This window comes from Streptomyces sp. (assembly GCF_050698815.1).
Lineage (GTDB): Bacteria > Actinomycetota > Actinomycetes > Streptomycetales > Streptomycetaceae > Streptomyces.
On the sequence record NZ_JBOHCV010000101.1, the window covers coordinates 1 to 9392 of the forward strand.

Annotated in this window: 12 protein-coding genes and 1 tRNA gene; 5 read left to right on the top strand and 8 right to left on the bottom strand. The window is 71.1% G+C overall.

Annotated elements, in window-relative coordinates:
- Positions 1–150: 150 nt before the first annotated feature.
- Complete coding sequence (locus tag ACRDP3_RS03880; RefSeq protein WP_431515383.1) at positions 151–669, bottom strand: FHA domain-containing protein FhaB/FipA; 519 nt, start codon at positions 667–669, stop codon at positions 151–153.
- Between the two features lie 10 nt (positions 670–679).
- Positions 680–1510 carry an FhaA domain-containing protein gene (locus ACRDP3_RS03885; protein ID WP_431515384.1) on the bottom strand — a complete coding sequence of 277 codons (831 nt, stop codon included), beginning with the start codon at positions 1508–1510 and terminating at the stop codon, positions 680–682.
- Between the two features lie 373 nt (positions 1511–1883).
- On the opposite strand from ACRDP3_RS03885, the gene ACRDP3_RS03890 reads away from it, so the two are divergent.
- Positions 1884–1967: transfer RNA gene (locus tag ACRDP3_RS03890), tRNA-Leu, on the top strand.
- 151 nt (positions 1968–2118) lie between these two features.
- On the opposite strand, the gene ACRDP3_RS03895 is transcribed toward ACRDP3_RS03890, so the two are convergent.
- On the bottom strand, positions 2119–2778 hold the full coding sequence (locus tag ACRDP3_RS03895) for an FMN-dependent NADH-azoreductase (protein ID WP_431515385.1): 660 nt from the start codon (positions 2776–2778) through the stop codon (positions 2119–2121).
- A gap of 115 nt (positions 2779–2893) precedes the next feature.
- On the opposite strand from ACRDP3_RS03895, the gene ACRDP3_RS03900 reads away from it, so the two are divergent.
- The 3 genes from ACRDP3_RS03900 (at position 2894) to ACRDP3_RS03910 (ending at position 4618) form a co-directional block, all read left to right on the top strand.
- A complete protein-coding gene (locus tag ACRDP3_RS03900) occupies positions 2894–3292 on the top strand; it encodes a winged helix-turn-helix transcriptional regulator (RefSeq protein ID WP_431515386.1) in 399 nt (132 codons plus the stop codon).
- Between the two features lie 76 nt (positions 3293–3368).
- Positions 3369–4193: a J domain-containing protein gene (locus ACRDP3_RS03905; RefSeq protein ID WP_431515387.1), complete on the top strand. Its 825-nt coding sequence runs from the start codon at positions 3369–3371 to the stop codon at positions 4191–4193.
- An 83-nt stretch (positions 4194–4276) separates the two neighbouring features.
- Positions 4277–4618 (top strand): rhodanese-like domain-containing protein, encoded by a 342-nt coding sequence (locus ACRDP3_RS03910; protein WP_431515388.1) that lies wholly within the window; start codon positions 4277–4279, stop codon positions 4616–4618.
- A 100-nt stretch (positions 4619–4718) separates the two neighbouring features.
- Here ACRDP3_RS03910 and ACRDP3_RS03915 read toward each other — a convergent pair whose 3' ends face one another.
- From ACRDP3_RS03915 to paaA, 5 genes are read right to left on the bottom strand one after another with little or no spacing between them, the layout of a single operon-like run.
- A complete protein-coding gene (locus tag ACRDP3_RS03915) occupies positions 4719–5819 on the bottom strand; it encodes a 2Fe-2S iron-sulfur cluster-binding protein (RefSeq protein ID WP_431515389.1) in 1101 nt (366 codons plus the stop codon).
- Between the two features lie 9 nt (positions 5820–5828).
- Positions 5829–6323, bottom strand: coding sequence for a 1,2-phenylacetyl-CoA epoxidase subunit PaaD (gene paaD / locus ACRDP3_RS03920; protein WP_431515394.1), 495 nt, complete (start codon positions 6321–6323; stop codon positions 5829–5831).
- 41 nt (positions 6324–6364) lie between these two features.
- Positions 6365–7090, bottom strand: a complete 726-nt coding sequence (gene paaC / locus ACRDP3_RS03925; protein ID WP_431515390.1) for a 1,2-phenylacetyl-CoA epoxidase subunit PaaC — start codon at positions 7088–7090, stop codon at positions 6365–6367.
- Complete coding sequence (gene paaB / locus ACRDP3_RS03930) at positions 7087–7374, bottom strand: 1,2-phenylacetyl-CoA epoxidase subunit PaaB (protein WP_431515391.1); 288 nt, start codon at positions 7372–7374, stop codon at positions 7087–7089. Before paaB ends, paaC begins: the two co-directional genes overlap by 4 nt.
- A complete protein-coding gene (gene paaA, locus ACRDP3_RS03935; protein ID WP_431515392.1) occupies positions 7371–8405 on the bottom strand; it encodes a 1,2-phenylacetyl-CoA epoxidase subunit PaaA in 1035 nt (344 codons plus the stop codon). Before paaA ends, paaB begins: the two co-directional genes overlap by 4 nt.
- Positions 8406–8548: 143 nt before the next feature.
- On the opposite strand from paaA, the gene ACRDP3_RS03940 reads away from it, so the two are divergent.
- Positions 8549–9235 (top strand): DUF5819 family protein, encoded by a 687-nt coding sequence (locus ACRDP3_RS03940; RefSeq protein WP_431515393.1) that lies wholly within the window; start codon positions 8549–8551, stop codon positions 9233–9235.
- Positions 9236–9392 lie beyond the last annotated feature (157 nt).

Genomic DNA, 9392 nt, shown 5'->3' on the forward strand with positions numbered 1-9392 from the left:
GGGCCGGCGTAGCCGGAGTCCTCGTTGTGCTCACGGATCATGCCGTCGTGTGATCCGGCGGCGAAGCGCAGTGACAGACTCATGCGCACCTCGCCTGTCGGCTCCGGGTACATCCGCACGGTGCCCACCCTCCGGTCGTCATGATCTGTACTACTTCCGCAGCTCGATGACCGTCTTGCCGATGCGAATCGGCGCTCCGGGCTGGATCGGCGTCGGAGTGGTGAGTCGGGTCCGGTCGAGATAGGTGCCGTTGGTGGACCCGAGGTCCTCGACGATCCACTGGCCGTCACGGTCCGGGTAGATCCTGGCATGCCGGCTGGAGGCGTAGTCGTCGTCCAGCACGATCGTGGAGTCGTGCGCGCGGCCGAGGGTGATGGTCTGACCCTGCAGCGCGACGGTGGTTCCGGTCAGTGATCCCTCGGTGACGACGAGTTTGCTCGGTGCGTTGCGCCCGCCGCGTCCGCCGCCGCCGGCACCGCGCCGCCCGCCCTGCTGCCGGGAGGGCTGCTGCTGGCGCTGCTGCGGACGGCCTTCGGCGCGGCGCGCGGCGCGTTGGGTCACGCGGGTGCCGAACAGGTCGCTCCTGATGACCTGTACGGCCACGATGACGAACAGCCACAGTACGGCGAGAAAACCCAACCGCATGACCGTCAGGGTCAGCTCTGACATTGCCCCCGCTTCACCCTTCGGCTTGCCGGTAAATGATCGTGGTACTGCCCACGACGATGCGTGAGCCGTCGCGGAGCGTAGCGCGCGTTGTGTGCTGTCCGTCTACCACGATGCCGTTCGTCGAGCCAAGATCCTGGATCGAAGCAGGGTCGCCCACCCGGATCTCGCAGTGCCTGCGCGAGACTCCGGGGTCGTCGACGCGCACGTCGGCCTCGGTGCTGCGCCCCAGCACGAGCGTCTGTCGGGAGATCTGGTGGCGATTGCCGTTGATCTCGACCCAGCGCCGGGTCTCGGTGTGCGGAAGCGGGCGTCCACTCGCGCCACCGCTGCCCGGAGCATGACCGGGCGGCGGGCTCGTCGGCATGGGCGGCGCACCGGCCGGGCCCGGGCCCGGGGGGTAACCACCCTGGCCGCCGTAGGCGTTGCTCGGGGCGCTGGAACTGCGGGCCGGCTGCTGCTGCGAGGCACTGGAGGCGAGGGTGCGGCTCCGCACGCGGTAGAGCCCGGTGTCCAGTTCATCGGCTTTGTCCAGATGGACCTTGACGGGCCCCATGAACGTGTAGCGCTGCTGCTTCGCGTAGTCGCGCACCATTCCGGCGAGTTCGTCACCGAGCTGTCCGGAGTACGGGCTGAGCCGCTCGTAGTCGGGCGTGCTCAACTCGACGATGAAGTCGTTGGGCACCACGGTCCGCTCACGGTTCCAGATGGTCGCGTTGTTGTCGCACTCCCGCTGGAGCGCGCCCGCGATCTCCACGGGCTGCACCTCGGACTTGAACACCTTCGCGAAGGTGCCGTTGACGAGACCTTCGAGTCGCTGCTCGAAGCGCTTCAGAACTCCCACGGTGCACCTCCTTCCCAGCCGTCCTCTGCTCCGGTGCGCCTCCCAGTGTCACCCGGGCACGCGCACGCTGTGCTTCGGTGTTTCGGTACTGCTTACTGATCGTATCCACGCGCGGGGAAAACAGCTGGTTCCCCAGCGGGGCTTGGTGGGACGAGTGTCACCTCTCACACCCCTCACGCCGCCTCACAGCCTCGCATGGATCGTAGGGCTCATGAAGCCAGTGTCCCGCAGCGCAGGGGGGTGCCGGCGGGCGGATACGGATGTGAAGGCACCCGGGCCAGCGTGCTAATCTTCTGGACGTCGACAGGCACTCCAGCCGCAAGCCAGGGTGCCCGACGGCATACTTCCCCGCACATCGCGGGGGACACCCTTTGCGCGGGTGGCGGAATAGGCAGACGCGCTGGATTCAGGTTCCAGTGTCCGAAAGGACGTGGGGGTTCAACTCCCCCCTCGCGCACTCGAGGAGAAGCCCCGCAGGCCAGTGGTCTGCGGGGCTTCTTCGTTGTGGGTCTGCCGTCGGCCAGTGCTCCCCCTCGGCCCCGGGGGGGCCTGGGGGGACCCCCACCCCCTCGGCCCTGGCGGGCCTGGGGCCCGGGGTCCTGTGCCGGTCAGGCTGCCGCGGCGAGGCGGGCGGCGAGCGCCTTGCCGTGCGCCTCGGCGGCTTCGTGGGCCTGGGTGCGCGACGCCCTGGCGTTGTCGATCAGTGACTCCATGCCCGGGGTGTGCGGGGCCAGGGTCAGCTCAGGGATCACGAACTCGACGTCCAGGCCCATGACTTCACCCAGCACCTTGGCCAGGTAGCTCTGCGCGAACTCGAAGCCCGCACGCGGCGTGCCCGGTCCGTAGCCACCTCCGCGGCTGGCCACCACGACGGCGGGGGTGCCGGCCGCGGAAGGGGTCTCGGTGCCCGCGGTGCGGCCCATCAGGATCACCTGGTCGAGCCACGCCTTGAGGGTGGAGGAGATCGTGTAGTTGTACATCGGGGCGCCGATCAGCACGGCGTCCGCCTGTTCCAGTTCGCGGGCGAGCTCGTCGCGCAGCGCGAAGGCGGCGGCCTGCTCGGGTGTGTGGCTCGCGGGGTCGGCGAAGCCCGCGGCGGCGCCGGCCGCTTCCAGGTGCGGCAGCGGGTCCGCGGCGAGGTCGCGGTAGATCACCGTGCCGCCGGGGTGCTGCTCCTCCCATGCCGAGCGGAAGGACGCCGCGACGTCGCGGGAGACGGAACCCTCGCGGGGGAAGAGGGACGAGTCGAGGTGCAGCAGCGTGGCCATGAGGGACTCCTTGGTGCGGTGACTTCGTAAGGGGGTTAAGTTGCGTACGTACCTAGTAATAACACAGGTGCTTACTTTTCTGCACTCCCTTGTGTCGACGCAGTACTCTGGAGCCATGGCAGAGCTTCGGGGTCAGGCAGAGGAGGGGCGGGCGGTCGGCAGCGGCACGGCGTGCACCGAGCCCGAGAGCGGCATCACGCGCGTCTTCCAGGTGCTGGGCAAGCGCTGGACGGGGCTGGTCATCGCCGCGCTCATGAACGGGCCCGGCCACTTCGCCCAGCTCCGCCGGGCCGTGCCGGGCATCAGTGAGCGGATGCTCTCGGACCGGCTGGCCGAGCTGGGGCTGCTGGAGCTGGTCGTACGCACGGTGGAGGAGGGCCCGCCGCTGCGGGTCAGCTACCGGCTCAGCGAGGCCGGGCTGGCCCTGCGGCCGGCGATGACCGAGCTGACGCGGTGGGCCGAGGGGCACCTGCCCGAGGACGCCATGCGCTGCCCGAAGGAGTTCCGCCCGTGAGAACGGTGACACGGGCCGACGGCCCGGGATCCTTCCGGGCTGGGAAGGCGGTTCGCGTTTCCGTAGGGTGGACCCGATGAAAGCGAAGCCGGAAGCGGAAGCTGACCAGACGGAAGAGCCCGGCACCCAGCGGCTGGAGCGGGCGGTACGGGCGGCCGAGACCGCGCTGATCGAGTACGAGATCGCGGTGGAGACCTTCCGGGTCGAGATCGAGAACTTCTCCCGGCTGCACCATCAGCGGCTCGGTCCGGTCTACGCGCGCCTCGACGAGCTGGACGCCCGCATCGCCGAGGTGACCGCGACGATCAGCGGTGATCCGGAGGATCTGCGCAAGGCGCAGGAGCTGCGCGCGGCCGTCCTGCCGATGCCCAAGGTGGAGGAGCTCTTCCACGGCTGGCTCGACTCCGAAGGGCTCTCGCCCGAGGCGACCGCCATGCTCAGCGAGGAGTCGGTGAAGCCGCCGAGCCGGGTGCGGCCCAGTGAGGACGCGCGCAAGGCGTACCGCGAGCTGGTGCGCAAGGCACACCCCGACCTGGCGCAGGAAGACGCGGAGCGGGAACGGCGCGAGGCGTTCCTCGTACGCGTCAACAGGGCCTACGCGGAGGGCGATACGGACACCCTGCGGGCGCTGCTGGAGGAGTGGACGGCCGGGCCGTCCGAGCCGGAAGCGGAACCGGAGCCGGCACTGGCACGCAGCGAGGTGCTCTACGCCCGCCTGGAGTGGCTGGCGGAGCGCAAGGAGATGCTGACGCAGCTGGCCACGGACATGGAGCAGAGCGCGATCGGCGCGATGCTGAAGATGGCGCCGGACGATCCGGACACGCTGCTGGAGGAGATCGCCGAACAGCTGCTGGCGCAGCTGGAGGAGCGCGAGGCGGAACTGGCCCGGCTCTCCCCCTGAGGCGCTGCCTCGAGTGGTACCCCAGCGGGAGCCGGACGGCGAGCCGCCGGGCACGGAAGCGGACTGAGAGAGAGCTTGCTGTCATGGGATTCGGTCAGTTGCCGCAGGTGGACATCGCCTCGGTGCCCGCGGACGCGCTGTTGCTGGACGTCCGTGAGGACGACGAGTGGGCGGCCGGGCGCGCGGAGGGCGCGCTGCACATTCCGATGAGCGAGTTCGTCGGCCGGTTCGGGGAGCTGACCGAGCGGGCGGACGAGGGCGCACAGGTCTACGTGGTCTGCCGGGTCGGCGGCCGTTCGGCTCAGGTCACCCGGTATCTGCGGGAGCGGGGCCTGGACGCGGTGAACGTCGACGGCGGCATGCTCGCCTGGGAGGCGGCCGGGCGCCCGCTGACGGGGGATGCGGAGAACGCGTACGTGCTGTGAATTCCCCCGGCCCTGGCGGGCCTGGGGGGGGACCCCCACCCTCGGCCCTGGCGGCCGTGGGCGAGCGCACTGAGCCGTGCCGTCCGTACGGACCGCACGGTCAGCCGTCGAAGTCCACCTCCACGGCCGGGGTCACCGGATGGGACTGGCAGGCCAGCACGTAGCCCGCCGTGAGCTCTTCCGGCTCCAGCGCGTAGTTGCGGTCCATCCGGACCTCGCCGGAGACCAGCCGGACACGGCAGGTGCCGCACACCCCGCCCTTGCACGCGAAGGGCGCGTCGGAGCGGTGGCGGAGCACGGTCTCCAGCACCGATTCGCCGTCGTCCATCGGCCAGTGTCCTGAGCGCCCGTCGAGAGTGGCGGTGACGGTCGCCGCGCGGACGTCGGCGTCCGGCGAGCGCGAGCCGGCCGTCTCCGCCCGGGGGGCCTCCGTGACATGGAAGATCTCCTGGTGGATCCGGGCCCGGGGCACCCCGAGACCGCGCAGCGCGCCGGCCGCGCCCTCGACCAGGCCGAGCGGGCCGCACAGGTACCAGCCGTCGATGTCCGGCACGGACAGCAGCGAGGGCAGCAGGCCGGTCAGCCGCTTCTCGTCAAGGCGGCCGGTGGGCAGGCCGCTCTGCGTTTCCTCCCGGGAGAGGGCCGTGACGAGGTGGAACCGGCCGGGGTAGCGGTCCTTGAGGTCGGCGACCTCCTCCAGGAACATCGTCGAGGCGGTGGACCGGTCGCTGCGCAGCAGACAGAACCGGGCCTCCGGCTCGCGCGCGAGCAGCGTGGACGCGATGGACAGCACCGGAGTGATGCCGCTGCCGCCCACGACGGCGGCGAACCGCCCGGGCCGCGGCTGGAGCACGAAGCGGCCGGCGGGCGGCAGCACGTCGACGCTGTCGCCGGCCGCCAGCTCCTTGAGCGCGTAGCCGGAGAAGTCACCGCCCTCGACTCCGCGGATGCCGATGCGCAGGGTCGCGGGGGCGTCCCCGTCGGCGGGCGGGGCGGGGTCGCACAGCGAGTACGTGCGCCGCACCTCCGTTGTGGCGGCGTGCGCGTCGCCCGCCGTACGGCTACGGCGCAGGGCGATGTGCTGGCCGGGCTCGTAGCGGTAGAGCGGGCGCAGCTCGTCGGGTACGGCGAGGGTGAGGGCGACCGCGTCGTCCGTAAGCCGGTCGACCGCCGTGACGCGCAGTGGGTGGAAGGTGCTCACGGCGGCTCCTCACAACTCCTTGAAGTGATCGAACGGTTCCCGGCAGGACTCGCAGCGGCGCAGCGCCTTGCAGGCGGTGGAGGAGAACCGGCTGAGCAGGGTGGTGTCGGTCGAACCGCAGTGCGGGCAGCGGACGGTGAGCGTGACCGGGACGGGGTCACCACCGCCGTCACGACCGCCGCCGGCACCACCGCGTGGTGGTGCGATGCCGGACTCGGCCAGCTTGCGGCGGCCCTCCGCGGTGATGTCGTCGGTGCTCCACGGCGGGGCCAGGACGGTGTGGACGGTGACCTCGGGGACGCCGTGCTCGCGCAGCACCCGTTCGATGTCGGTGGCCATGGTCTCGATGGCGGGACAGCCGGTGTACGTGGGGGTGAGCTCGACCTCCACCGGGCCGCCCGGGGAGGTCTCGCGCACGCCGCGCAGCACTCCCAGCTCGGACAGCGTGATGACGGGGAGCTCGGGGTCCGGGACGGAGCCCGCCCAGCGCGTGAGGTCGCGCACGCGCCGCTCGGCGTCCGTGCCGGTGCCGGCTCCGGCGCCGGTCACCACGAGGCCCCCGGATGGCTGCGGTGCAGGTGCTGCATCTCGGCGAGCATCCGGCCGAAGGACTCGGTGTGCAGGCCCTGCCGGCCCGCCCCGGCCGTCCAGGCACCGTGCTGCGGGGTCTCGGGAACGGTGAGGGTGGCCGCGCCGAGGATGCCGGTGATCCGTTCGGTCCAGGCCGTGCGCAGAGCGTCCCAGTCGACCGCACTCACGGGCTCCCCAGGCCCGCCAGGGCCTGGGGGAAAGAAGAGCTCACCGGTGTAGCGCCACAGGGCGTCCGTCGCCCGCTGCGCGCGGGCGTGGCTCTCGGCCGTGCCGTCACCGAGGCGCAGCGTCCAGTGTTCGGCGTGGTCGCGGTGGTAGGCGGTCTCCTTGACCGCCTTCGCGGCGAGCGGTTGGCCGAGCTCCGCGAGCCGCGTGTACAGCAGCTCCTGGTAGGTGGAGAAGAAGAGCTGGCGGATCATGGTGTGGGCGAAGTCGCCGTTGGGCTGCTCGACCAACTGGCAGTTGCGGAAGTCCCGTTCCTCGCGCAGATAGGCCAGCTCGTCCTCGTCGCCCAGCTCGGCGTAGAGAGCGCGGGCCTGGCCCAGCAGGTCGAGGGCGATGTTGGCCAGAGCAAGCTCCTCCTCCAGCACCGGCGCGTGCCCGGCCCACTCGCCCAGCCGGTGGGAGAGCACGAGGGCGTCGTCGGCCAGCGGCAGCAGCGGGCTGTCGGGCGGCGTCACAGGTTCCGCACCCCTTCCGGAACCTCGTAGAAGGTCGGGTGGCGGTACGCCTTGTCGGCGGCCGGCTCGAAGAAGGGGTCCTTCTCATCGGGCGACGAGGCGGTGATGACGTCGGACGGGACGACCCACACAGAGACGCCCTCGGAACGGCGGGTGTAGAGATCGCGGGCGTTGCGCAGCGCCATCTCCGCGTCGGGTGCGTGCAGGCTCCCCGCGTGGGTGTGCGACAGGCCGCGCCTGCTTCGCACGAACACCTCCCACAGGGGCCAGTCCTTGCCGCTCATCGTGTGCTCACCGCCATCTCGGTCTCCGCATCCGCCCCGGCCGCCTTCTCCGCGTACGCGGCCGCCGCCTCACGGACCCAGGCGCCGTCCTCGTGTGCCTGCCGGCGCCGGCTTATCCGCTCCTCGTTGCACGGCCCGTTCCCTCGCAGCACCTGGTGGAACTCCTCCCAGTCGATCGGGCCGAAGTCCCAGTGCTCCCGCGTCTCGTTCCAGCGCAGCCGGGGGTCGGGCAGGGTGAGGCCCAGCGCCTCGGCCTGCGGGACGCAGATGTCGACGAAGCGCTGGCGCAGCTCGTCGTTGGAGTGCCGCTTGATCTTCCAGGCCATGGAACGGGCGCTGTGCGAGGACTCGTCGTCGGGTGGCCCGAACATCATCAGCGAGGGCCACCACCAGCGGTCCACGGCGTCCTGCGCCATGGCGTGCTGGGCCTCGGTGCCCCGGCTGAGCGCGAGCAGCAGCTCGTAGCCCTGCCGCTGGTGGAAGGACTCCTCCTTGCAGATCCGGACCATCGCCCGCGCGTACGGCCCGTAGGAGCAGCGGCACAGCGGCACCTGGTTCGTGATCGCCGCGCCGTCGACCAGCCAGCCGATCGCACCCACGTCGGCCCAGGTCAGCGTCGGGTAGTTGAAGATCGAGGAGTACTTCTGGCGGCCGGAGTGCAGCTTGTCGAGCAGCTCGTCACGGCTGGTGCCGAGGGTCTCGGCCGCGCTGTAGAGGTACAGCCCGTGTCCGGCCTCGTCCTGGACCTTGGCCAGCAGGATGGCCTTGCGGCGCAGCGAGGGGGCGCGGGTGATCCAGTTCGCCTCCGGCTGCATGCCGATGATCTCGGAGTGCGCGTGCTGTGCCATCTGGCGTACCAGCGTCGAGCGGTAGGCGTCCGGCATCCAGTCGCGCGGCTCGATCCGCTCCTCCGCGGCGACCGCGCTGTCGAAGGCCGCGGCCAGCTGCCCGAGCGGGTCCGACGGGTCCCCGTCGCCGTGAGTGCCGCCGGCGTCGGGCGGCGCCGCCCGGGTCCCGACCGTTTCGACCATTTCGACCCCCTTGCCGGCGGCCGTAGCCGCGCTCCCTACCGACCGATCGTTCGGTTCAATGGTGGGGCGCGGGCCCATAGGGTGTCAAGGCTCGAATAACCTCTGGAGCTCGTACTGGCGTAAACGTGGGGAGCAGGAAGGGCATGGAGCCAGCTGAGGAACAGACGCCGCGGCGGGCGGAGGTGCGCGGAACGGGACCGGCCGTGCTCTCGCTGCCGGCGCGCGTGGTGGTGGGGATAGCCGTCGCGGTCGTCGCCGTGGCCGTCGCCGTCCACGTAGCGATGGTCTTCCTGCACGTCGCGCCCGCGAACACGCTCAGCAAGCAGTACGGCCAGGGCGTCGACGACTACGTCTACCCGGAGTTCGAGCAGAACTGGAAGCTCTTCGCTCCCAACCCCCTGCAGCAGAACATCGCCGTGCACGCCCGGGCCCGGGTCGCCACGGACGACGGCGGTACGGAGACCACCGGCTGGGTCAACCTCTCGGCCATGGACGGCGAGGCCATCAAGCACAATCTCGCCCCCAGCCACACCCAGCAGAACGAGCTCCGCCGGGCGTGGGAGTTCCTGACCAGTTCCCACGACCGCAAGAACAAGCCCGTCGGGCTGCGCGGCGACCTGTCCGAGCAGTACGTCAAGCGCATCGTGATGCACCGCTTCGGGCCCGAGCTCAACGGCGGCACCGTCGAGCGCATCCAGGTCCGGTCGGCGACCTCGGTGGTCGCACCACCGTCCTGGAGCGGCGAGAAGAACGACGCGAAGACCCAGTACCGGGTACTGCCCTGGTGGCAGATCGGCAGCGCGGACCTGCCAGGGGGTTGGAACAAGTGACCGATCAGCAGCCGGCCGATCAGCCGCAGCCGCAGCCTCACCCGCAGCCCCAGCCCCCGGCTGAGCACGCGGAGCCCGCGGCACCCACCAGGTTCGAGAGTGCGGTCTCGCGCGGCCTCGCCCGCGTCACAGGCGCTGCGCTCGGCCCGTACCAGAC

Coding starts and splice junctions, on each gene's coding strand:
- ACRDP3_RS03880 (WP_431515383.1), bottom strand. CDS start 669: ATGTCAGAGCTGACCCTGACGGTCATGCGGTTGGGTTTTCTCGCCGTA.
- ACRDP3_RS03895 (WP_431515385.1), bottom strand. CDS start 2,778: ATGGCCACGCTGCTGCACCTCGACTCGTCCCTCTTCCCCCGCGAGGGT.
- ACRDP3_RS03900 (WP_431515386.1), top strand. CDS start 2,894: ATGGCAGAGCTTCGGGGTCAGGCAGAGGAGGGGCGGGCGGTCGGCAGC.
- ACRDP3_RS03905 (WP_431515387.1), top strand. CDS start 3,369: ATGAAAGCGAAGCCGGAAGCGGAAGCTGACCAGACGGAAGAGCCCGGC.
- ACRDP3_RS03910 (WP_431515388.1), top strand. CDS start 4,277: ATGGGATTCGGTCAGTTGCCGCAGGTGGACATCGCCTCGGTGCCCGCG.
- paaB (WP_431515391.1), bottom strand. CDS start 7,374: ATGAGCGGCAAGGACTGGCCCCTGTGGGAGGTGTTCGTGCGAAGCAGG.
- paaA (WP_431515392.1), bottom strand. CDS start 8,405: ATGGTCGAAACGGTCGGGACCCGGGCGGCGCCGCCCGACGCCGGCGGC.
- ACRDP3_RS03940 (WP_431515393.1), top strand. CDS start 8,549: ATGGAGCCAGCTGAGGAACAGACGCCGCGGCGGGCGGAGGTGCGCGGA.